Raw genomic sequence first — 21,890 nt, 5'->3', positions numbered from 1 at the left:
GGGCGCCGGGCCGCTCCGTGGACGCTGTAGAGGGAGGGCTGAGCTCCGAGGAGCGAGGACCGAGGACCGAGGGTCGAAGGACTGGGCTTGTGACGCATTCGATGCATTCGACGCCACTGGTGGAGCGGCTGCGCGCCGCGGGCTGCGTCTTCGCGGAGGAGGAGGCGGACCTGCTGGTCGCGGCCGCGCGGGACGACGGGCACCTGGCGGACCTGCTGGCCCGCCGGGTCGCGGGCGAACCGCTGGAGCACGTGGTGGGCTGGGCGGCGTTCTGCGGACTGCGCATGGAGGTGGGGGCGGGCGCCTTCGTGCCGCGCCGGCGCACGGAGTTCCTGGTCGGGGAGGCGGCCGCGCCGGCCCGGTCCGGCGCGGTGGTGCTGGACCTGTGCTGCGGGGTCGGCGCCCTGGGCGCGGCGGTGGCGGCGCGGGTGCCGGGCGGGGTGGAGCTGCACGCGGCGGACATCGACCCGGCGGCGCTGGCGTACGCGCGGCGCAACGTGGCCCCGTACCGCGGCACGGTGTGGGAGGGCGACCTGTACGGGCCGCTGCCGGCCTCGCTGCGGGGCCGGGTGGACGTCCTGGTGGTGAACGCCCCGTACGTCCCGACCGACGAGGTGGCGCTGATGCCCTCCGAGGCGCGGGACCACGAGCCCCTGGTCTCCCTGGACGGCGGCGCGGACGGCCTGGACGTCCACCGCCGGGTGGCGGCGGGCGCCCCGCCCTGGCTGGCCCCGGGCGGCCGCCTCCTCATCGAGACGAGCGCCCGCCAGTCCCCGGCGACGGCCGCGGCCCTGTCCGCGGCCGGCCTCGCGGTCCGCACGCTGACCTCGGAGGACCACGACGCGACGGTGGTGATCGCGACGGCCCCGGACCGGTGAGGGGCGTCGGGGGGAGCCCGGAGGGGGTGCGCGCTGTTGCAAGCGTCTGCTTGCAATAGTTAGCGGAGTCGGGCAGGATCGGCGCATGGCATCGCTCAACGTCGGAAACCTCGGCGAATACCTCCGCGAGCAGCGGCGGCAGGCCCAGCTCTCGCTGCGGCAGCTGGCCGAGGCGGCGGGGGTGTCGAATCCGTACCTGAGCCAGATCGAGCGCGGGCTGCGCAAGCCGAGCGCGGACATCCTCCAGCAGCTGGCCAAGGCGCTGCGGATCTCCGCGGAGACGCTGTACGTGCAGGCCGGAATCCTGGACGAGCGGGACCGGGACGAGCTGGAGACGCGGGCCGCCATACTCGCCGACCCGTCCCTCCACGAGCGGCAGAAGCAGGTGCTGCTCCAGGTCTACGAGTCGTTCCGCAAGGAGAACGCGCTCGACGCACCGCCCGCGCCCGACGACGCAATGCCGTCGAAGACGACGAACTGACATGGATCCGGGAGGACCCGCACATGGCCATCGCCGATGACCTGAAGAAGACCCTCACCGACCCCACCCCGCTCTACTTCGCCGCCGGCACCGCCGACCTCGCCGTGCAGCAGGCCAAGAAGGTGCCGGGGCTCATCGAGCAGCTGCGCGCCGAGGCCCCCGCGCGCATCGAGGCGGTCAGGAACACCGACCCGAAGGCCGTGCAGGAGAAGGCCAGGGGTGCGGCGAAGGAGGCGCAGGAAGCGGTCAGCGCCAAGGTCGCCGAGGTGCTCGGGGCGATCGACCCGAAGAAGTTCGGCGAGACCGCCCAGGACCTGGCGCTGCGCGGGGTCGGCGTGGCCGCCGAGTACGCGGTGCGCGCCAAGGAGACCTACGACAAGGTCGCCGAGCACGGCGAGCAGGCCGTGCGCACCTGGCGGGGCGACGTCTCCGACGAGATCGTCGAGATCGCCGTGGCCGTCGAGCCCGCTCCGGCGGCCGATGCGGCCCCCGAGCCCGCGGTTGTCTCTGAGCCGCCGGCCGCCGAGGACGCCGAGGACGGGGAGAAGCCCGCCGCGAGGAAGCCCGCCGCGCGCAAGAACACGGCCAAGAAGGTCGGCGCCGCGCAGGGCGACGCGAGCTGAACCGCATGACACACGGCGGGGCCGGGCACCTGGAAGGTGTCCGGCCCGTTGTGTTCTCCGCCGAGCGACCACTGCCGGTAGCGTGGAGCAGGCAGGCGTCGTCGGGCGTCCGGAGCGGGAGAAGGCGGTCATCGCGATGTGGTTGATGGACGGGTTCGATCGAGGCGTGGTCCCGCTGCTCGGGCTCGCCATGCTGGTGCTCGCCGTCGTGGCCTTCGTGCTGGCGCTGGTGGCCCGCGAGGACGCCTACCGCGCGGCCGAGAAGCAGACCAAGACCTTCTGGATGGTCATCCTCGGCGTCACCGTGCTCGTGGACTTCTTCCTCGGCATGCTGTTCCTGCAGATCGCCGGCCTGGTCGCGACCATCGTGTTCCTCGTCGACGTGCGCCCGGCCCTCAGGCAGGTCTCCGGCGGCGGACGGCGCAAGGGCGGAAGCAGCAGCGACGGTCCGTACGGGCCGTACAACGGCGGACGCTGACCCACCAGCGGACGTTGACCCACCGGCGGACGCCGACCGTCCCCGGCCGGAGGGCCGGCGCTCAGCCCCCGGCGCGGGAGAGCAGGACGACGGCCACGTCGTCGGTGAGTTCGCCGCCGTTGAGGCGGCGGGCCTCGGTCACGGAGGCCTCCAGCAGGTCCTCACCGCTCAGGCCGCGGTCCAGGTGCCGGTTGATCATCTCGACCATGCCGTCCTGGCCGAGGCGCTCCTTGCCGGCGCCGATGCGGCCCTCGATCAGGCCGTCGGTGTAGAGCATCAGGCTCCAGGCACCGCCGAGCTCGACCTGGCGCCGGGGCCAGCGGGCCCGGGGCAGCAGCCCGAGCGCCGGGCCGCTGTTCTCGTACGGGAGGAGCCGGGCGGGGCGGCCCGGCCGGGATATCAGCGGCGCCGGGTGGCCGGCCAGGCACAGGCCCGCGCGGCGCCCGTCGGGGGCGATGTCCACCGTGCACAGCGTCGCGAAGATCTCGTCGCAGGGGCGTTCGACCTCCAGGACCTCCTGGAGCGTGGCCAGCAGGTCGTCGCCGCAGAGGCCCGCCAGGGTCAGCGCGCGCCAGGCGATGCGCAGCTCCACGCCGAGGGCGGCTTCGTCCGGGCCGTGGCCGCAGACGTCGCCGATCATGGCGTGCACGGTGCCGTCGGGGGTGCGGACGGTGTCGTAGAAGTCGCCGCCGAGCAGGGCCCGGCTGCGGCCGGGGCGGTAGCGGGCGGCGAAGCGGAGGTCGGAGCCCTCCAGCAGCGGGTTGGGGAGCAGCCCGCGCTCCAGGCGGGCGTTCTCCTGGGCGCGCAGTTTCGATTCTGCGAGCTTGTACTGGGCGATGTCGGCCCGTTTTCTCTCCACCGCGTACCGGATGGCGCGGCTCAGCAGCCGGCCGTCCAGCTCGTCCCGGAAGAGGAAGTCCTGGGCGCCGACGCGGACCGCTTCCGCGGCGCGTTCGGCGTCGGCCTCGGAGGTGAGGACGAGGACGGCGTGGCGGGGCGCGATCCGCAGGACCTGGTGCAGGGCGGCCAGCCGGTCGTCGCCCGCGGGGACGGGCAGGGACAGGTCGAGCAGGATGCAGTGCACGTCGGGCGTGAGCAGCCGCGCCGTCTCGGTGAGGTTGCGGGCGGTGCGGATGCGGATGCGGTGGCCGTCCGTGTCCAGGACCTCGGGGACGGTGAGGCCGCCCGCGGGGTCGTCCTCGATGACCAGCAGGGTCAGCGGGGTCGCCGGTGGAGCCGTCAGCGGACCGGTCTGCCGGATCGCCGGCGCGGCGAGCGAGGTCGGTGCGGCGGCCGTCGGTGCGGTGGTGTGCAGAACGGCCTGACCGCTCTCCGTGGCGGAGGTGTCCCTCTGCCGCGGTACGGGTACGGGCATCGTCTCCGGTTCCTTCCCTCCCCCCGAGGGTGCGTCCGGCAGACCCTAGCGGTCCCGGACGGGGGAGCGGAATGCCGTTCCCGGCCGGGGCCTCCGGCATATGCCGTTATCGCGGGGGAAAAACGGTCTCACTGGATGACCAACATCACGGCGGGACCGCGTTCCGTCCCCTGTGACGAGACGTGCCGCGCGCCCGCCGGGTTGCCTCCGTCCGCCGGTCCACCTGGCCGATCCGCGGCTGCGGCCCCGGCCCGCCGCCGCCCGCGCCACCGGCCGGGCGGGCTCCGGCGCGGCCCGCGCGGCCTGTGGCGATCGTCACGGCCGCTTCCGTGCGCCGGCGGCCCCGGAAACCGCCCACCCCCCGGAAACCGCCCGCCCCCCGGGACGGGCACGCGTCGGGACGGCTACGCGTCGGGACGGACGACCGCCTTGATCGGCATCGAGCCGGCCCCCGCCATCGTGACGTCCCGGCCGGGCCGCGGGGCGTGGACCATCGCGCCGTCGCCCACGTACATCCCGACGTGGCTCGCGTCGTCGAAGTAGATGATCAGGTCGCCCGGCCGCATGTCCTTGACGGCGACCTTCGGCAGCAGCCGCAGCTGCTCCTGCGAGGTGCGCGGGATGCCCCGGCCCGCCGCCAGCCACGCCTGGGAGGTCAGGCCGGAGCAGTCGTACGACGCGGGGCCGACGGCGCCCCAGACGTACGGCTTGCCGATCTGGGCGGTCGCGAACCGCACCGCCCGCTTCCCGGCGTCCGTCGCCGCGCCCTTGACGTCCTTCATCGCGCCCGTCGACAGCCACGCCGTCTGCGCCTTGTACTGCGCGTCCTGTTCCAGCTGGAGCAGCCGGGCCTTCTCCTCGGCCTCCAGCTTGTTCTCCAGCTCCTCCGCCGCCCTGATCTTCTCCTCGATCTGCTTCTTCGCGTCCTCCTGCTTGACGCGGTTGGCCTCCATCGCCGCCCACTGCGTCCTCGCGTCCGTCGCGAACTGGCGCAAGTCGGCCTGGGTGCGGTCGAGTTCGGACAGCAGGTCCGAGGCGGCCTTCTCACCCTGCCGCAGCCGGCCCGCTCCGTCGAGGAACCGGTCCGGGCTGTCGCTCAGCGCCAGCTTCGCGCCGGGCGGCAGGCCGCCCGAGCGGTACTGGGCGCGGGCGGCGGCGCCCGCGCGGGTCTTCAGGGTGTTGATGCGGTCCTGGCCGGCGACGACGAGCCTGGCGATCTCGACGATCTTCTCCGACTGGGCCTTGGTCTCCGCCTCGGCCTGGTTGTAGGCGTCCGTGGCGCTGCCGGCCTGGCGGTAGAGGCCCTCTATCTCCTTGCGGACCTGCTCCAGCGACGTGGCGCCCGGCCGGGAGCCCGGCGCGGGTGAGGGGCTCGGCGAGGGGGCCGGCGCCGGGGCGGAGGGCGCCGCCGGTGCCGCGTGCGCCACGCCGGCGGCCAGGCCCGGCGTCGCCGCCACCGCCATCGCGCACAGCAGTACGAGCGTGCTCGCGCCTCGACCTCGCCTTACGGTCCCCATGGTCCCCCCAGGCACCCGGGCCAGATCTCGTATCAGATCTGACTATTCATCAGTAACTTGTCACTGCCTTCGGGATGGTGCCACGAGACGGGGAATTCCAACACCCTTGTGGACATCGCCATGATCTTGTCCGCCCCGTTCACCCCACCGGCCGCAACGCCTCCCAGCGCACCGTCAGTTCCCCCTGCCGCCACCGCCCCGGCCCGTCCGCCAGCGGCCAGTCGGCGGCCAGGGCCCGCGCCGTCCGGATCCAGCGCTGCCGGGCCCCGTACGAGGCGTACGGGGCCGCCGCCGCCCACGCCCGGTCGAAGTCGCGCAGGAACGCGTGCACCGGCTCACCCGGCACGTTCCGGTGGATCAGCGCCTTCGGCAGCCGCTCCGCCAGGTCCGAGGGCCGCTCCAGCGATCCCAGCCTGGTCGCGAACGTCACCGTGCGCGCCCCCTCGGGACCCAGCGCGACCCACACGTGCCGCCGCCCGATCTCGTCGCAGGTCCCCTCCACCAGCAGCCCGTCCGGGGCCAGCCGCCCGCACAGCCGCGCCCACACCTGCGCGACCTGCTCCTCGTCGTACTGGCGCAGCACGTTCGCCGCGCGGATCAGCGACGGCCGCGCCCCGCCGTCCAGCGGCACCTCGAAGCCGCCGTGCCGGAAGCTCAGCCCCTCCCGCTCGTACGGCTTCGCCCCCGCGACCCGCGCCGGTTCGATCTCGATGCCGACCACCCGTACGCGCGGCGCCGCCGCCCGCAGCCGCGCCATCAGCTCCACCGCTGTCCAGGGAGCGGCCCCGTAGCCCAGGTCCACGGCCACCGGCGCCTCCGCGCGGCGCAGCGCGGCCCCGTGCGTCGCGGCGATCCAGCGGTCCATCCGGCGCAACCGGTTCGGATTGGTCGTCCCGCGGGTCACCGACCCCACCGGGCGGCCGGGGCGGCTCGGGCTGGCGGAAGGGGTGCGGGAGGCCATGGGCCGAGCGTAAGCGGAGCGCGCTCCCCGGATAAAAATCCGGCAAACCGAGCAGGAAATCCGCGCCCCCCGGAATGCGGGGGACGGCCGTCCGGGTTGCACTCCTTGCAGGGCGCCGACCGCGCTCCTGCCGCCATGCCGTCACTGCGCCGTCATGGCGGTCCCAGCGTCGACACAGCGTGGTGCCAACGCCGAGAAGAGCGCCCCGGGCACCGTCCGTCCGAGCAGCGTCAGAGCGAGAGGAACTGCTCCCTTGAGCCAGTACGTGTCCCGCCTCGGCGGCAGCCTCAGCGGCCGCCTCGCCGCTGCCCGCGCCACCCGCCACGAGCCGCCGCGGCTGCGCCTGCCGGCCGTCGGCCACCGCAAGCCCCGCCGCGTGGCCATGCTCAGCGTGCACACCTCACCGCTGCACCAGCCCGGCACCGGTGACGCCGGCGGGATGAACGTCTACATCGTGGAGCTGGCCAAACGCCTCGCCGCGATCAACATCGAGGTCGAGGTCTTCACCCGGGCCACCACCGGCGGCCTGCCGCCCGTGGTCGAGCTGGCCCCCGGGGTCCTCGTGCGCCACGTCGACGCGGGGCCGTACGAAGGGCTCGCCAAGGAGGAGCTCCCGGCCCAGCTGTGCGCCTTCACCCACGGCGTCATGCAGGCCTGGGCCGGCCACCGGCCCGGCTACTACGACCTGGTCCACTCCCATTACTGGCTCTCCGGCCACGTGGGCTGGCTCGCCGCGGAGCGCTGGGGCGTGCCGCTCGTCCATGCCATGCACACCATGGCCAAGGTCAAGAACGCGGCGCTGGCCGACGGGGACACGCCCGAACCCGCCGCCCGCGTGATCGGCGAGACCCAGATCGTCGCCGCCGCCGACCGGCTCATAGCCAACACCGCCGAGGAGGCGGACGAGCTCGTCCGCCACTACGAGGCCGACCCCGGCAAGGTGGCCGTCGTCCACCCCGGCGTGAACCTCGACCGCTTCACCGTCGGCGACGGCCGCGCCGCCGCCCGCGCCCGCCTGGGCCTCCCGCAGGACGCGGTCATCCCGCTCTTCGCCGGCCGGATCCAGCCGCTGAAGGCCCCGGACATCCTGCTGCGGGCCGTCGCCGTCCTGGTGGACCAGGACCCCTCGCTGCGCCGCCGCCTCTTCGTCCCCGTCGTCGGCGGGCCCAGCGGCAGCGGCCTGGCCAAGCCGGAGGGGCTGCAGAAGCTCGCCGCCAGGCTGGGCATCGCCGACCTCGTGCACTTCCACCCGCCGGTCGGCCAGGACCGGCTCGCCGACTGGTTCCGGGCCGCTTCCGTCCTGGTCATGCCCTCCTACAACGAGTCCTTCGGGCTGGTCGCCATCGAGGCCCAGGCCGCCGGTACGCCGGTGCTCGCCGCCGAGGTCGGCGGGCTGCCCGTCGCCGTCAACGACGGCGTGACGGGGATTCTCGTACCCGGACACGACCCGGCGGACTACGCCCGGCAGCTGCGCCGCTTCGTGGACGAGCCCGGACTCGCCGACCGGATGGGCGCCGAGGCCGCGCGGCACGCGCAGTTCTTCGGCTGGGACACGGCCGCCGGCGGCACGGCGGACGTCTACACCGCGGCCATGCATGATCACCGCCGTCGCGTACGCTCCCACCATGGCTGACACCGCCGCGATCATCGAGAGCACGCTGACCGAGGCCGGACTGTCGTGGGAGAGCCCCTCACCGGGCTCGTACGTCGTCCAGCTCCCCGGTACCCGCAAGCTGAGCACCACCTGCTCGCTCCGGCTCGGCCGGCACTCGCTGTCCGTCAACGCCTTCGTGATCCGCCACCCCGACGAGAACGAGGCGGCCGTCCACCGCTGGCTCCTGGAGCGCAACCTGAAGCTGTACGGGCTCGGGTACGCCGTGGACCGGCTCGGCGACGTCTACCTCTCGGGCCGGCTCCCGCTCTCCGTGGTCACCCCGGAGGAGCTGGACCGCCTGCTGGGCACGGTCCTGGAGGCGGCGGACGGCGCTTTCAACACCCTGCTGGAGCTGGGTTTCGCGAGCGCGATCCGCCGCGAGTACGACTGGCGCGTCTCCCGCGGCGAGCCGACCCGCAACCTGGACGCGTTCAAGCACCTGACGCAGCCGTCCTGACGCGGCCGTCCCTACGCGGACGCCCCGGCCCTCCATCCGGGCCGTCCGGCTAGACGGACGAGGGCGCGGGGGACACGGCGGGTGCCGGGAGCGGCGCCCCGTCGGCCGTCTGGCCGCCGCCGGCGGGGGCCGCGGCGTCCGCTGCCGCTCCGCTCTTCACTGCCGCGCGGGCGTCCGCTTCCGCTCCGGCATCCGCGCCGCTGCCGGGGGGCGTGGCCGGCGGCAGCGTGCGCATCAGCAGCCAGTACCCGAGCGCGGCGACCGTGCCGAGGGCCGCCGTCGCCCCCCACAGCCACCCGGCGCCGAACCGGTCGATGACCCAGCCCGCCGACAGCGGTGCGACGAGCGACGCCACCGCCCACGACATCGTGTACATGCCCTGGTAGCGGCCGCGCCCGTGCAGCGGGGACAGCCGGACGACCAGGCCCATCTGGGTCGGCGAGTTGATGATCTCGGCCAGGGTCCAGACGCAGACGGTCAGCGCGATGACCCCGAGGGAACCGCCGAAGGCCGTCAGCCCGAAGCCGTACCCCGCCAGCAGCGCCGAGACCACCAGCAGCCGCTGCGGGTCGCGGTGCTCGATGAGCCGGGTGACCGGGATCTGCAACAGCACGATCAGCACGCCGTTCACGGCGATGACCATGCCGTAGTCACCGGTGGAGAAGCCCGCGGCGCCCATCGCCAGCGGCAGCCCGAACGAACTCTGCATGAAGATCAGCGCGATCAGGAACGACAGCCCGACGACCCCCATGAAGCGGCCGTCGCGCAGCACCGTGCCGAGCCCGACCTCGGCGCCCGCGGCCGCCTCGGCGCCGCCCTTCTCGGGACGGGACTCGGGGAGCTTGACGTACACCAGCACCGCGCACACCAGCGTCAGCGCGGCCTCGCCCAGGAAGCCCGCCAGGTAGCTGTACTCGGCGATGAAGCCGGCCGCCGTCGCGGAGACGGCGAAGCCGAGGTTGATCGCCCAGTAGTTCAGCGCGAAGGCCCGCACCCGGTCCTCGGGCCGCACGATGTCGGCCATCATCGCCTGCACGGCGGGCCGCGAGGCGTTCGAGGTCATGCCGACCAGCAGGGCCACGGCCGCGATCGCCGCCGGCTGCTCCATGAAGCCGAGCAGCGCGACCGACAGGGCGGTCGACACCTGCGCCGCCATCAGCGTGGGCCGCCGCCCCAGCCGGTCGGTCATGACCCCCGCGACCAGCGAGGAGATCACACCGCCGAGGCCGTGGAGGGCGACCACCAGTCCCGCGAAGGAGGCCGAGTAACCCCGGTCCATCGTCAGGTACAGGGTCATGAAGGTGGCGACGAAGGCCCCGAGCCTGTTCACCAGGGTGCTCGTCCACAGCCACCAGAACTCACGCGGCAGCCCCGACACGCTCTCCCGGGCGGCCCGTCTCAGACTGGCAACGGACATAAGGAATCCCCCCGGGCGATGTAAGTGTCTCTCCTGCTGAGGGCACATTACGAGTGGGAGATCCCCCGGCGCCACTCAATTGACGCCCGGCGTCAATCGGCGGGCCGCCGCACCGCGCGCGAGCGGCCCGGCGCGTCCATTAGGCTCGTACGCATGGCCGACGCACCGTACAAGCTGATCCTCCTCCGTCACGGCGAGAGCGAGTGGAACGCGAAGAACCTGTTCACCGGCTGGGTGGACGTCAACCTCAACGAGAAGGGCGAGAAGGAGGCGGTCCGCGGCGGTGAGCTGCTCAAGGACGCCGGCCTGCTCCCCGACGTCGTGCACACCTCGCTCCAGAAGCGCGCGATCCGCACCGCGCAGATGGCGCTCGAGGCGGCCGACCGCCACTGGATCCCGGTCCACCGCTCCTGGCGCCTGAACGAGCGCCACTACGGCGCCCTCCAGGGCAAGGACAAGGCCCAGACCCTCGCGGAGTTCGGCGAGGAGCAGTTCATGCTGTGGCGCCGCTCCTACGACACCCCGCCGCCGGCCCTCGAGGACGGCACGGAGTACTCGCAGTCCGAGGACCCGCGCTACGCGACCATCCCGCCGGAGCTGCGCCCCAGGACGGAGTGCCTGAAGGACGTCGTCGTCCGCATGCTCCCGTACTGGTACGACGGCATCGTCCCGGACCTGCTGGCCGGCCGCACGGTCCTGGTCGCCGCGCACGGCAACTCCCTGCGCGCCCTGGTCAAGCACCTGGACGGCGTCTCCGACGCCGACATCGCGGGCCTGAACATCCCGACCGGCATCCCGCTCGCCTACGAGCTGGACGCCGAGTTCAAGCCCCTGAAGCCGGGCGGCACCTACCTCGACCCGGACGCGGCGGCGGCCGCCATCGAGGCGGTCAAGAACCAGGGCAAGAAGAAGTAGCAGGAGCGACCGCGCCCCCGGCCCGCCGCACGGTGCGGGCCGGGGGCTCTCTCGTGCTCCGGGCAGTGCAGGGCCGGGCGGGCGCGGTGCGGGATGGCGAAGGGCCCCGGCCGACGGGAGTCGGCCGGGGCCCTTCGGGCGTGCTCGGCGAGTGCGGCGGTCAGCCGCCGCACTGGCACGGGGCGCCGGACTGGCAGCCGCAGCCGCAGCCCGAACCGCAGCCGCAGGCGGCGAGCAGCGGCAGCCGCAGGGGCTCCTGCCTCGGCGGCTGATCCTGCTCCGGTGTGATGGGGACGGGGGAATCGGGCATGGTTCCTCCTCGCGGGCGGCGTACGGGACTTCGTACGACGGACCGCCCTCGCCTCATTCATGCCCAGCCGCACCGGCGCGTCAACGGCGCATTGGGGCGAGGGCCCGCAGGGTGCCGCGACGGGGAGGCTCAGACGCCCTCGACCTGGGTCGGCGGCTGGAGCTCGTCCGCGTGCTCGCCCGTCACCAGGTAGACGACCCGCTTGGCCACCGACACCGCGTGGTCCGCGAAGCGCTCGTAGTACCGGCCCAGCAGCGTCACGTCCACCGCCGTCTCGATGCCGTGCTTCCAGCGGTCGTCCATCAGGTGCTGGAACAGCGTGCGGTGCAGCTGGTCCATCTCGTCGTCGTCCTGCTCCAGCTGGAGCGCCAGGTCGACGTCCTTCGTGATGATGACCTCGGCGGCCTTCGCCATCAAGCGCTGCGCCAGCTGACCCATCTCCAGGATCGTGGCGTGCAGGTCGTGCGGCACCGCCCGGTCCGGGAAGCGCAGCCGCGCCAGCTTCGCCACGTGCTGCGCGAGGTCGCCGCTGCGCTCCAGGTCGGCGCTCATGCGCAGGGAGGTCACCACGATGCGCAGATCGGTGGCGACCGGCTGCTGGCGCGCCAGCAGCGCGATGGCACGGGCCTCCAGGTCGTGCTGGAGGTCGTCCACCTTCTGGTCGGCGGCGATGACGCTCTCGGCGAGCTTCAGGTCGGCGTCGAGCATGGACGTGGTGGCCCGCCCGATCGCGGAACCGACCAGCCGGGCCATCTCGACCAGGCTCTCGCCGATCGAGTCCAGTTCCTCGTGGTACGCGTCACGCATGTCTGGTGTCCCTCTCTTGACCTACAGCGGTACTGCCCGGGGGCCGGGCCGGGGCGGCCTCGTGCCCCACGGTGCCACGGTGGGCCGCAAACGCGTCCGACTCCGGCACCTCAAATGAATCAACCCCGTCGCCAGGGTGAACTCTGGGCGACGACTGTTCGAGGTGCCACCCGAACGGCTGTGGATGTGTCGTTCCGCCTGCTTAACCTGGATGCATGGACGTGAACGCGGCGGTCGCCGCAGCTGCAGCGATAGCCGGTCTGTGCACCGGCGTCATCGCCATGCTGGCGTTCCGCTGGAGCGAGCGCGACCAGGCCCGCCCCACCCGGAGCTCCATGCGCCCCGACATCAATGCGGTGCTGCCGCCCGGCGTGGACACCGTCCTCTCCGTACTCCGCTCCTCCGCCGTCGTGCTGGACGAGGGCGACGCGGTGGTCAAGGCCAGCTCGGCGGCGTACGCCCTCGGCCTGGTCCGCGGCGGGAAGCTGGCGGTGGAGCCCATGCTCCACATGGCCCGCGACACCCGCCGCGACGGGGAGATACGGCAGGTCGAGCTCGACCTGCCCCGGCGCGGCACCGGCCGCGGCGAGGCCCTCGCGGTCTCGGCGCGGGTGGCCCCGCTCGGCTCCCGCCTCGTGCTCCTCCTGGTCGAGGACCTCACCGAGGCCCGGCGCATCGAAGCGGTGCGCCGCGACTTCGTCGCCAACGTGTCCCACGAGCTGAAGACGCCGGTCGGCGCGATCTCGCTGCTCTCCGAGGCGGTGATGGACGCCTCCGACGACCCCGAGGCGGTCAGCCGCTTCGCGGGCCGGATGCAGATCGAGGCCACCCGGCTGATCAACCTCGTCCAGGAGCTCATCGACCTCTCCCGGGTGCAGAACGACGACCCGCTGGAGGACGCCGAGCCGATGCGCGTGGACACGCTGGTGGCGGAGGCCGTGGACCGCTGCCGCCACACGGCGACCTCCAAGCAGATCACCATGGCCGCCGGAGGCACCGCGGACCTGCGCGTCTGGGGCAACCGCGGCCAGCTCGCGGCCGCCCTGGGGAACCTCGTGGAGAACGCCGTCAACTACAGTCCCGCCCGCACCCGCGTCGGCATCGCCGCGCGCCGGGTGACCGCGCCGGGTGGAGACTTGATCGAGATAGCCGTGACCGACCAGGGCATCGGCATCCCGGAAAAGGACCGCGAGCGCATCTTCGAACGCTTCTACCGCGTGGACCCGGCCCGCTCCCGCGCCACGGGAGGAACGGGCCTCGGACTCGCGATCGTGAAGCACGTGGCGGCCTCGCACGGCGGGGAGGTGTCGGTGTGGAGCTCCGAGGGTCAGGGCTCCACGTTCACCCTGCGCCTGCCCGAGGCGGCCGCACCGGACCCGGAGACCGGTCCCGCGGCCGGCCCGGGGTCCGCCGCACCGCTGTCCGCCGTACAACCCGTACCGCACACCGCACCAGCCATCCCTGCCCCGGAGGTCCTTCCGTGACCCGAGTGCTCGTCGTCGAGGATGAGGAATCCTTCAGCGACGCCCTGTCCTACATGCTCCGCAAGGAGGGCTTCGAGGTCGCGATCGCCGCGACCGGGCCCGACGGACTGGACGAGTTCGAGCGCAACGGCGCCGACCTCGTCCTCCTCGACCTGATGCTCCCCGGGCTGCCCGGCACCGAGGTGTGCCGGCAGCTGCGCGGCCGCTCCAACGTCCCCGTGATCATGGTGACGGCCAAGGACAGCGAGATCGACAAGGTCGTCGGACTGGAGATAGGAGCCGATGACTACGTCACCAAGCCCTTCTCCTCGCGGGAGCTGGTCGCCCGCATCCGCGCGGTCCTGCGCCGCCGCGGCGAGCCGGAGGAGGTCACCCCGGCTGCCCTGGAGGCGGGCCCCGTACGGATGGACGTCGACCGGCACGTGGTCACCGTCGGCGGCGGGAAGGTGGACCTCCCGCTCAAGGAGTTCGACCTGCTGGAGATGCTGCTGCGCAACGCGGGCCGCGTCCTGACCCGGATGCAGCTGATCGACCGGGTCTGGGGCGCCGACTACGTGGGCGACACCAAGACCCTCGACGTCCACGTCAAGCGCCTGCGCGCCAAGATCGAGCCGGACCCGGGCGCGCCGCGCTACCTGGTCACGGTGCGCGGCCTGGGCTACAAGTTCGAGCCGTAAGCCGTAAGCCGTAAGCCGTAAGCCGTGCGCGGGCCGTAGACCACGGGCCGCGGGCGCAGACCGGCGGCTGCCCGGCCGTGACGCTCCGGGCCGCCGTGCGCCTCACCCTCACGGGTGAACGTACCTACGGGAAGGGCCCCTGCCGCAGCTGCGGCAGGGGCCCTTCCCGTACGCGGGGGAGCTGCGCGGCTCAGTGGCCCGCTGCGTGCGAGGCGGACCCCGACGGGGATCCGGCCGGGGCGCCGGTGGAGGCCGAACCGGACGGGCTGCCGGAGACCGAGCCCGCCGGAGAGCCGGACGGAGAGCCGGACGGCGTGCCCGAGGGGCTGCCGGAGGGGGTGGCGCCGGCGACGGGCGCCACGGTGGGGCCGAAGCCCGCGTACATGCCCTTGGCCGGGACCACGAAGGCCTCCAGCTCGACGTCGCCCGTGCTGCTCAGCTGGAAGACGACCTGCTGGACGTCGCCGTCCTTGGCCGCCTCGGCGCCCTGCTCGACCTGGGCGGAGGCGTTGCCCTTGCCGCCCAGCACCACGGACCCGCCGGGCGGCACGATCACCTTGCCGGTGCCCTGGGCGGCCTTCAGCACGACCTTGGCCTTGCCACCCGGGAGGGTGATGCCGTCGAGGGTCTGCGCCTTGGTGCCGGAGTTGAACACCGTCGCCGAGACGGCGGCGGCGCCCTGCTTGTCCTTCTCGCCCTGGGTGATCACCAGAGCGTTCTGGATCTTGATCTCGCCCTTGGTGACGGCGGCGTTGTCCGGCTTGATCTGGAGGGTTTCGGCGTCGTTGCCCGCACTGCATGCAGCCAGCGAGGCGATCGAGAACACGACGGCGGTGGCGGCGAGGGCGCCGCGTCGAAGGCTGCGGCTCACGGCGGCGGCATCTCCTTGACGAACGGAAGGGAGGGTGGGCGCTCGGAACGGCCGAGGTGAAGCCGCTCTAAGGGTGTGTCAGCGGGCTTAGGTTACCGAGCCGCCGCCCCGCCCCCGCACCCGACCCTCCGCAGTACGACCGGCGCCCTCGACCCGCCCGCGATCGTGCATTCCACGCGCGCCGCCGCCCCCCGCTTCCCCGTGCCTTCCCCCGCGCTTCCCTTCCGGCCCGGCTTCCCCTCCCGCCGGTCAGGTGGGGCGCGCTTATCGCCCGTCCGGCGTTCACCCGGTGATCAATTACCGGATTCCTTCGAACGCCGCCCGTGATCAATTGCGGATTGGGCCGGAACCCGCTGGAGGGACGCGCCCGGCAGTCGAACGGAGTAGTCGGTTTTCGCGCCTTCGAAACTCCCAAAACGGGACGTACGTCACTCCGATGAGGTTGCCGGACAGGTGTAGCGTGGCCCTTTCGCCCGGTCCGCACAGCGCCCCCGACCTGCGAATACCCCCTCAGGAGAGCCTTCCGCAGCACGTTCGTGTCGCTGTTGTCAAGCCCCGAGATGGGCCCTGACCTGCGAAAACGCCATTCATAACAGTCAGTTCTCGTGTTACCCTGGATAGCCACGGAAGGGGTACCTGTCACATGACGTTCAAGGTTGGCGACACCGTGGTCTATCCCCATCACGGGGCCGCGCTGATCGAGGCCATTGAGACTCGTCAGATCAAAGGCGTGGACAAGACCTACTTGGTGCTCAAGGTCGCCCAGGGCGACCTGACGGTACGTGTGCCTGCGGACAATGCGGAGTTCGTCGGTGTTCGCGACGTAGTCGGCCAGGACGGGCTGGACCGGGTCTTCGAGGTGCTTCGTGCACCGTACGCAGAAGAGCCGACGAACTGGTCCCGGCGCTACAAGGCAAATCTGGAGAAGCTCGCTTCTGGCGACGTCATCAAGGTCGCAGAAGTAGTGCGTGACCTGTGGCGTCGTGAGCGTGAGCGTGGACTCTCCGCGGGTGAGAAGCGCATGCTCGCGAAGGCGCGCCAGATTCTGGTCAGCGAGCTCGCGCTCGCCGAGAACACGAACGAGGACAAGGCCGAGGCCCTCCTCGACGAGGTCCTCGCGTCCTGACGCGAGTCCCCGTTCCTCTGAGTTCCATCATCAGAACAGTGTTCACACAGTTGTGCCGCGGTGCCCGATGACACGGTCCCTCCTCCACGAGGGACCTGTTGCCGGGCGCTGCGGCATGTCTGCATCCGTACCCTTCGGCCTACCGTCCGCACCGCGCACCGTACCGACCGCGTCCCTGCGCACCGCGTCCGCTCCACCCGCGCACCGGGTCGGGGCAGCCGGCTCGACCGGGCGTCACGGAAGGGGCGAGGGCGTCGCACCCGGCACATCACCGAGGGCCATACCCATGTCGGCCGAGGCCACAAACCTGGCTGCGCAACCCGGAGCTACCGATGTCTGACGAAACGCGACCCCACCGCACCGCCGCGGTCATCCCCGCGGCCGGCCGGGGGGTTCGCCTGGGCCCCGGCGCCCCCAAAGCCCTGCGGGCCCTGGGCGGCACCCCGATGCTCATCCACGCCGTCCGGGCGATGGCCCGCTCCCGCGCGGTCTCCCTCGTGGTCGTGGTGGCCCCCTCCGACGACGTGGCCGGGGTCCGCCTCCTGCTGGACGAGCACACGCTGCCCGACCGCACCGAGATCCTGGTCGTCCGCGGCGGGGAGACCCGCCAGGAGTCCGTACGGGCCGGCCTCGAAGCCCTCCCGCAGGACGTCACCTCCGTACTCATCCACGACGCGGCCCGCCCACTCGTCCCCGTGGACACCGTCGACTCCGTCGTGGAGGCCGTCCGCGACGGCGCTCCCGCCGTGGTGCCCGCGCTGGCGCTGGCCGACACCGTCAAGGAGGTCGAGCCGGGCAGGCCCGGCGAGCCCGAGCCGGTCGTCGCCACCCCCGACCGGGCCCGGCTGCGCGCCGTCCAGACCCCGCAGGGATTCGACCTCCCGACCCTCCTGAGGGCCCACGCCGAGATCGCCGTCGCCGGCGAGGGGGCCACCGACGACGCCGGCATGGTGGAGCGGCTCGGCGTCACCGTCGTGGTCGTCCCCGGCCACGAAGAGGCCTTCAAGGTCACCCGCCCGCTGGACCTCGTCCTCGCCGAGGCCGTACTCGCCCGCCGGAGGGCCACCGATGCGTACTAGCCCCACAGGCCCGGCGGACCCCGCGGACCCCACAGGCCCCGCGGACCCCAAGGACCCCGCCGCCCCGCTGCTCCCGCTCGTCGGGATCGGCACCGACGTGCACGCCTTCGAACCCGGCCGCGAACTGTGGTGCGCGGGCCTGCTCTGGGAAGGCGAGGACGGCCTCGCCGGGCACTCCGACGGTGACGTCGCCGCCCACGCCGCCTGCGACGCCCTCTTCTCCGCCGCCGGCCTCGGCGACCTCGGCGCGCACTTCGGCACCTCCCGCCCCGAGTGGTCCGGCGCCGCGGGCGTCGCCCTCCTGGCCGAGGCCGCCCGCATCGTCCGCGCCGCGGGCTTCGAGATCGGCAACATCGCCGTCCAGGTGATCGGCGTACGTCCGAAGGTCGGCAAGCGGCGCGAAGAGGCGCAGAAGGCGCTCGCCGCCGCCGCGGGCGCCCCCGTCTCCGTCTCCGGCACCACCACCGACGGACTGGGCCTCACCGGCCGAGCCGAAGGACTCGCCGCTTTGGCGACCGCCCTCGTGTACCGGACGAATCGGGGCTAGTGCGGCGCGCCTGCGCACCGCCGACGACAGCTCTTGTGCAACAAACGCGCCCCGCGCCCCGAAAGGGTCGCGGGGCACTGCTATGGGCGCACTACCCTGGATGCCGTGACTATTCGCCTGTACGACACCAGCGCCCGGCAGATCCGCGACTTCTCCCCGCTCACGGCGGGCTGTGTCTCGATCTACCTCTGCGGCGCGACCGTGCAGGCCGCCCCGCACATCGGGCACATCCGGTCGGGCCTCAACTTCGACATGATGCGCCGCTGGTTCGAGTACCGGGGCTACGACGTCACCTTCATCCGCAACGTCACGGACATCGACGACAAGATCATCGCGAAGTCCGGTGAGCAGCGCCGCCCCTGGTGGTCCATCGGCTACGAGAACGAGCGGGCCTTCAACGACGGCTACGCCGCCCTCGGCTGCCTCCCGCCCACCTACGAGCCCCGCGCCACCGGCCACGTCACCGAGATGGTCGAGATGATGCGCGGCCTCATCGAGCGCGGCCACGCCTACGAGTCCGAGGGCAACGTCTACTTCGACGTGAAGTCCTACCCCGGCTACCTCTCGCTCTCCCGCCAGGAGCTCGACAACATCCGCCAGCCGGAGAGCACCGGCGAGACCGGCAAGCGCGACGCCCGCGACTTCGCCATGTGGAAGTCCGCCAAGCCCGGCGAGCCCTCCTGGGAGACCCCGTGGGGCCGCGGCCGGCCCGGCTGGCACCTGGAGTGCTCCGCCATGGCGCACAAGTACCTCGGCGAGGCCTTCGACATCCACGGCGGCGGGCTGGACCTGATCTTCCCGCACCACGAGAACGAGATCGCCCAGGCCAAGGCCTTCGGGGACGACTTCGCGCACTACTGGGTCCACAACGCCTGGGTCACCATGTCCGGCGAGAAGATGTCCAAGTCGCTGGGCAACTCGGTCCTCGTCTCCGAGATGGTCAAGCAGTGGCGCCCGATCGTCCTGCGCTACTACCTCGGCACCCCGCACTACCGCTCGATGATCGAGTACAGCGAGGAGGCGCTGCGCGAGGCCGAGTCCGCGTTCGCCCGGATCGAGGGCTTCTACCAGCGGGTCGTCGAGAAGGCCGGCAAGACGGTCGAGCCGGCCGCCGAGGTCCCGCCCGCCTTCGCCGAGGCGATGGACGACGACCTGGGCGTCCCGCAGGCGCTCGCCATCGTCCACACCACGGTCCGCCAGGGCAACAGCGCGCTCGCCGCCGACGACAAGGACGCGGCCATCGCCCGCCTGTCCGAGGTACGGGCCATGCTCGGCGTCCTCGGCCTGGACCCGCTCGACCCGCACTGGGCCGGCGAGTCCGACCGCGGCGAGGACCTCCACGGCGCCGTCGACACCCTCGTGCGCCTCGTCCTGGAACAGCGTGAGTCCGCCCGGGCACGCAAGGACTGGGCCACCGCCGACGCCATCCGCGACCAGCTCCAGCAGTCCGGCCTGGTCATCGAGGACAGCCCCGCGGGACCCCGCTGGACGCTCGGCCCGCGCTGAGCCCACCGGAGCAGTCCGACTGTGCCGCCCGGCCCCCGGGCGGCACACTCTTCATACGTACATACCGCAGCACCAACGAAAACAGGTAGAAGTCATGGCCGGGAACAGCCAGCGCAGGAACCGCCGCACGTCCAACAAGAAGGGCGCGACGGTCGGCAGCGGTGGCCAGCGGCGCAAGGGCCTGGAAGGCAGGGGCCCCACGCCCAAGGCCGAGGACCGCAAGAAGCACAAGGCGAACCGCATCAGCAACGCGATGGCCCGGCAGGCCGCCAAGCGCCGCCCGGCCCCGCGCCGCGGCGGTCCCAAGGGCACCAGCGAGATGGTCGTCGGCCGCAACCCGGTCTTCGAGGCGCTGCGCGACGGCGTTCCGGCCACCACGCTCTACGTCCAGCAGTTCATCGACAACGACGAGCGCGTCCGCGAGGCCCTCCAGCTCGCGGCGGAGCGCGGCAACATCAACCTGATGGAAGCCCCGCGGCCCGAGCTCGACCGGATGACCAACGGGCTCAACCACCAGGGCATGGTCCTCCAGGTCCCGCCGTACGAGTACGCGCACCCGGAGGACCTCACCGCCGCCGCGTACGACAACGGCGAGGACCCGCTCATCGTCGCCCTCGACGGCGTCACCGACCCGCGCAACCTCGGTGCGATCGTCCGGTCCGTCTCCGCCTTCGGCGGCCACGGCGTGGTCATCCCCGAGCGCCGCGCCGCCGGCATGACGGCCGGCGCCTGGAAGTCCTCGGCCGGCACCGCCGCGCGCACCCCGGTCTCGCGCGTCACCAACCTGACCCGCGCCATCCAGGAGTACAAGAAGGCGGGCATCACCGTCGTCGGCCTCGCCGCCGAGGGCACGCACACCGTCAACGACCTGGAGGTGCTCGGGGGCCCGGTCGTCATCGTCGTCGGCTCCGAGGGCAAGGGCCTCGGCCGCCTCGTCGGCGAGAACTGCGACTACCTCGTGCGCATCCCGATGCCGGGCGGCGCCGAGTCCCTCAACGCCGGTGTCGCAGCCGGTGTCGTGCTCTACGAGGCCGCCCGGCGCCGCGCCGACCGCGGCCGCGCCTGAGCGACCGGCAGGTCCGGCCGGCCGCCCGGCCGGTCCGCTTGATCCACTTGGCTCACGGAAAGTGACCCGTGAGCGTGTCACCCCGCCCGTCACGGGCGGGGTGGCTTGATCTTGACGGGTCTCGGACAGATCCCTGACGTCAAGGCAGTGTCCTAAACACGGATCACTCGGTTAGATGAGTGTGGACACCAGAACGTCAGGGTTCGACGACCAGCCCGCGCTGAGCATGGTCAAGGTGCCGTGCGATCCCGCACAGGTCATCGTCAACCACGCCAGCTTCCGCGTGCGGCTCGCACCGAGCCCGAGCGCGCGTTCCAAGCCCGCGAACGCCCCCGGCCGCGCCCCCGTCCTCGGCGGCGCCGTGGTCGCCGCGGCCGGAGCCACCCGCCGCCGGGCCCCCGTCGTCTGGAGCGGAAAGGCGGCGCCCGGCGACGCCGCCGCGATGGGCGGACTCCTCCAGGCCGTGCGGGAGGTGGGACGCGGCCACGACGAGTACGACGGCGGCGCCACCCAGACCATCCCCCGGGTGGACCTCGCGCAGGACCTCGCCGACGACACCCTCGCCACGCCGACCATCATCGGCCAGCGCAGCTACGGGGACCCGGACCAGACCCGTCCGCTGGCCGCCGTACGGGACCTCCCGTACGACGGGGCGCCCGGCGCCGGGCCCGGCGGGGACCTCCGGCGGAACCAGTCCGACGCCCGCGCGCAGGCCTCGTACTACCCCGGCCGCCGCATGAACCTCGGCGTCGTGCTGCTTCCGCTGCGCGTCTTCCTCGGCTTCATCTCCATCTACGCCGGCATGGGCAAGCTGTGCGACCCCGTCTACTTCGACGGCGGCGAACGCGGCTCCATGGTCACGTGGCTGCAGACCCTGCACCCCTGGGCACTGGCCGAGCCGCTGCGCGACTTCGCGCTCGCGCACCCGGTCGGGGCCGGCCTCAGCGTCGCCTTCCTCCAGGTCATCGTCGGCGTCCTGACCGTCTTCGGCCTGTGGCAGCGGTTCGCCGCCTGCTTCGGGGCGCTGCTGTCCGCGGCGCTGCTGATGACCGTGAGCTGGAAGACCGTCCCCGCCTACGACGCGCCCGACATCATCTACCTGGCCGCCTGGAGCCCGCTGATCATCGCCGGCGCCCCCGTCTACTCCCTCGACGGGCGGCTCGCGGGCGAGGCCTGGCGCACCCTCGGGCCGCGCTCCGAGGTCTGGCGCCTGCGGCGGCGCGTGCTGCGCCGTGGAGCCGTCATGGCCTCCGTCGTCTGCGGACTCGCCCTGCTCGTCGGCTCGCTCCTCGGCGGAGCCGTCCGCTCCAGCACCGTCGTCACCGTGCCCGGTCCGGGGGAGCCCCCGACCAACTACCTGCCGGGCCAGCCGCTTCCGCGCACGCCCGCCCGGCAGCAGCCCACGCAGCAGCCGAGCAGGTCGGCGGTGCAGCCCTCCGCCACCGCCACCGCGTCCGCGTCCGCCACCGAGCCGCCCGCCAAGTCCGGCAGGGGCGCGAGCGCCGCGCCCACCGCCCGGGAGACCGCCGGGCCCGGCTCCAAGCCGCCCGCGGCGACGAAGGGCACCACCGGCCGGCAGCAGCACCTCCTGGGCCCCGATCGCGTCCATCTCCTCGCGGACGACGCGCGAGACGTTGTCCAGGACGCGCTTGCCGAGCGGC

21 protein-coding genes and 1 pseudogene are annotated in these 21,890 nt (G+C 72.9%); 15 read left to right on the top strand and 7 right to left on the bottom strand.

The genetic code is table 11. The annotated features are described in order from the left end of the window. Window positions 1-101: 101 nt before the first annotated feature. The 4 genes from ACFWU6_RS26090 (at window position 102) to ACFWU6_RS26075 (ending at window position 2,460) form a co-directional block, all read left to right on the top strand. Entirely contained in the window at window positions 102-878 is a 777-nt protein-coding gene (locus ACFWU6_RS26090) for a putative protein N(5)-glutamine methyltransferase (protein WP_383810017.1), read from the top strand. An 85-nt stretch (window positions 879-963) separates the two neighbouring features. After that, a complete protein-coding gene (locus ACFWU6_RS26085; RefSeq protein ID WP_383810019.1) occupies window positions 964-1,359 on the top strand; it encodes a helix-turn-helix domain-containing protein in 396 nt (131 codons plus the stop codon). Window positions 1,360-1,382: 23 nt separating this feature from the next. Further along, on the top strand, window positions 1,383-1,982 hold the full coding sequence (locus tag ACFWU6_RS26080; RefSeq protein ID WP_383983360.1) for a hypothetical protein: 600 nt from the start codon (window positions 1,383-1,385) through the stop codon (window positions 1,980-1,982). A 136-nt stretch (window positions 1,983-2,118) separates the two neighbouring features. Further along, window positions 2,119-2,460: a DUF2516 family protein gene (locus tag ACFWU6_RS26075; RefSeq protein ID WP_383810054.1), complete on the top strand. Its 342-nt coding sequence runs from the start codon at window positions 2,119-2,121 to the stop codon at window positions 2,458-2,460. Between the two features lie 61 nt (window positions 2,461-2,521). Here the strand turns inward: ACFWU6_RS26075 and ACFWU6_RS26070 are convergent, their stop codons facing one another. The 3 genes from ACFWU6_RS26070 to ACFWU6_RS26060 all read right to left on the bottom strand — a co-directional run bounded on the left by ACFWU6_RS26070 (window position 2,522) and on the right by ACFWU6_RS26060 (window position 6,313). Next, window positions 2,522-3,835 carry a PP2C family protein-serine/threonine phosphatase gene (locus tag ACFWU6_RS26070; RefSeq protein ID WP_383983358.1) on the bottom strand — a complete coding sequence of 438 codons (1,314 nt, stop codon included), beginning with the start codon at window positions 3,833-3,835 and terminating at the stop codon, window positions 2,522-2,524. A gap of 404 nt (window positions 3,836-4,239) precedes the next feature. Beyond that, window positions 4,240-5,352, bottom strand: coding sequence for an NlpC/P60 family protein (locus tag ACFWU6_RS26065; RefSeq protein ID WP_383810027.1), 1,113 nt, complete (start codon window positions 5,350-5,352; stop codon window positions 4,240-4,242). A 139-nt stretch (window positions 5,353-5,491) separates the two neighbouring features. Continuing rightward, the gene (locus ACFWU6_RS26060) at window positions 5,492-6,313 is read right to left on the bottom strand and encodes a class I SAM-dependent methyltransferase (protein ID WP_383983356.1); all 822 of its coding nucleotides are present in this window, start codon (window positions 6,311-6,313) and stop codon (window positions 5,492-5,494) included. A 253-nt stretch (window positions 6,314-6,566) separates the two neighbouring features. Here ACFWU6_RS26060 and mshA point away from each other — a divergent pair, with 253 nt between their 5' ends. Beyond that, window positions 6,567-7,946 carry a D-inositol-3-phosphate glycosyltransferase gene (gene mshA, locus ACFWU6_RS26055; RefSeq protein WP_383810032.1) on the top strand — a complete coding sequence of 460 codons (1,380 nt, stop codon included), beginning with the start codon at window positions 6,567-6,569 and terminating at the stop codon, window positions 7,944-7,946. After that, window positions 7,939-8,424: a YbjN domain-containing protein gene (locus ACFWU6_RS26050; RefSeq protein ID WP_383810035.1), complete on the top strand. Its 486-nt coding sequence runs from the start codon at window positions 7,939-7,941 to the stop codon at window positions 8,422-8,424. Before mshA ends, ACFWU6_RS26050 begins: the two co-directional genes overlap by 8 nt. Before the next feature lie 49 nt (window positions 8,425-8,473). On the opposite strand, the gene ACFWU6_RS26045 is transcribed toward ACFWU6_RS26050, so the two are convergent. Continuing rightward, window positions 8,474-9,841, bottom strand: a complete 1,368-nt coding sequence (locus ACFWU6_RS26045; RefSeq protein WP_383983354.1) for an MDR family MFS transporter — start codon at window positions 9,839-9,841, stop codon at window positions 8,474-8,476. 153 nt (window positions 9,842-9,994) lie between these two features. Between ACFWU6_RS26045 and ACFWU6_RS26040 the strand changes: the two genes are divergently transcribed. Then, on the top strand, window positions 9,995-10,756 hold the full coding sequence (locus ACFWU6_RS26040) for a phosphoglyceromutase (RefSeq protein ID WP_383810041.1): 762 nt from the start codon (window positions 9,995-9,997) through the stop codon (window positions 10,754-10,756). 160 nt (window positions 10,757-10,916) lie between these two features. Here ACFWU6_RS26040 and ACFWU6_RS26035 read toward each other — a convergent pair whose 3' ends face one another. Both ACFWU6_RS26035 and phoU read right to left on the bottom strand, forming a co-directional pair. After that, a complete protein-coding gene (locus ACFWU6_RS26035; RefSeq protein WP_383810044.1) occupies window positions 10,917-11,066 on the bottom strand; it encodes a hypothetical protein in 150 nt (49 codons plus the stop codon). Window positions 11,067-11,195: 129 nt separating this feature from the next. After that, on the bottom strand, window positions 11,196-11,873 hold the full coding sequence (phoU, locus tag ACFWU6_RS26030; RefSeq protein WP_383810047.1) for a phosphate signaling complex protein PhoU: 678 nt from the start codon (window positions 11,871-11,873) through the stop codon (window positions 11,196-11,198). A gap of 215 nt (window positions 11,874-12,088) precedes the next feature. On the opposite strand from phoU, the gene ACFWU6_RS26025 reads away from it, so the two are divergent. Further along, window positions 12,089-13,357: a sensor histidine kinase gene (locus ACFWU6_RS26025; protein WP_383810050.1), complete on the top strand. Its 1,269-nt coding sequence runs from the start codon at window positions 12,089-12,091 to the stop codon at window positions 13,355-13,357. Then, a complete protein-coding gene (locus ACFWU6_RS26020; RefSeq protein ID WP_037795450.1) occupies window positions 13,354-14,034 on the top strand; it encodes a response regulator transcription factor in 681 nt (226 codons plus the stop codon). Before ACFWU6_RS26025 ends, ACFWU6_RS26020 begins: the two co-directional genes overlap by 4 nt. 190 nt (window positions 14,035-14,224) lie before the next feature. Here ACFWU6_RS26020 and ACFWU6_RS26015 read toward each other — a convergent pair whose 3' ends face one another. After that, window positions 14,225-14,905 (bottom strand): DUF461 domain-containing protein, encoded by a 681-nt coding sequence (locus tag ACFWU6_RS26015; protein WP_383983352.1) that lies wholly within the window; start codon window positions 14,903-14,905, stop codon window positions 14,225-14,227. Between the two features lie 643 nt (window positions 14,906-15,548). On the opposite strand from ACFWU6_RS26015, the gene ACFWU6_RS26010 reads away from it, so the two are divergent. From ACFWU6_RS26010 to ACFWU6_RS25985, 6 genes and pseudogenes are all read left to right on the top strand, one after another. After that, entirely contained in the window at window positions 15,549-16,031 is a 483-nt protein-coding gene (locus ACFWU6_RS26010) for a CarD family transcriptional regulator (protein ID WP_003953493.1), read from the top strand. 332 nt (window positions 16,032-16,363) lie between these two features. After that, window positions 16,364-17,110 (top strand): 2-C-methyl-D-erythritol 4-phosphate cytidylyltransferase, encoded by a 747-nt coding sequence (gene ispD, locus ACFWU6_RS26005; protein WP_383812993.1) that lies wholly within the window; start codon window positions 16,364-16,366, stop codon window positions 17,108-17,110. Next, window positions 17,100-17,657 carry a 2-C-methyl-D-erythritol 2,4-cyclodiphosphate synthase gene (gene ispF / locus ACFWU6_RS26000; protein ID WP_383812991.1) on the top strand — a complete coding sequence of 186 codons (558 nt, stop codon included), beginning with the start codon at window positions 17,100-17,102 and terminating at the stop codon, window positions 17,655-17,657. Before ispD ends, ispF begins: the two co-directional genes overlap by 11 nt. Before the next feature lie 105 nt (window positions 17,658-17,762). Then, the gene (cysS, locus tag ACFWU6_RS25995; RefSeq protein WP_383812989.1) at window positions 17,763-19,163 is read left to right on the top strand and encodes a cysteine--tRNA ligase; all 1,401 of its coding nucleotides are present in this window, start codon (window positions 17,763-17,765) and stop codon (window positions 19,161-19,163) included. A 94-nt stretch (window positions 19,164-19,257) separates the two neighbouring features. Further along, window positions 19,258-20,229, top strand: a complete 972-nt coding sequence (gene rlmB, locus ACFWU6_RS25990; protein ID WP_383812987.1) for a 23S rRNA (guanosine(2251)-2'-O)-methyltransferase RlmB — start codon at window positions 19,258-19,260, stop codon at window positions 20,227-20,229. Between the two features lie 175 nt (window positions 20,230-20,404). Beyond that, window positions 20,405-21,226 (top strand): annotated as a pseudogene (locus ACFWU6_RS25985) (hypothetical protein); the annotation flags it as partial. Window positions 21,227-21,890 lie beyond the last annotated feature (664 nt).

Source organism: Streptomyces sp. NPDC058674 (assembly GCF_042716505.1).
Taxonomy (GTDB): Bacteria; Actinomycetota; Actinomycetes; order Streptomycetales; family Streptomycetaceae; genus Streptomyces.
This window is presented reverse-complemented; position numbering and strand designations above follow the sequence as displayed.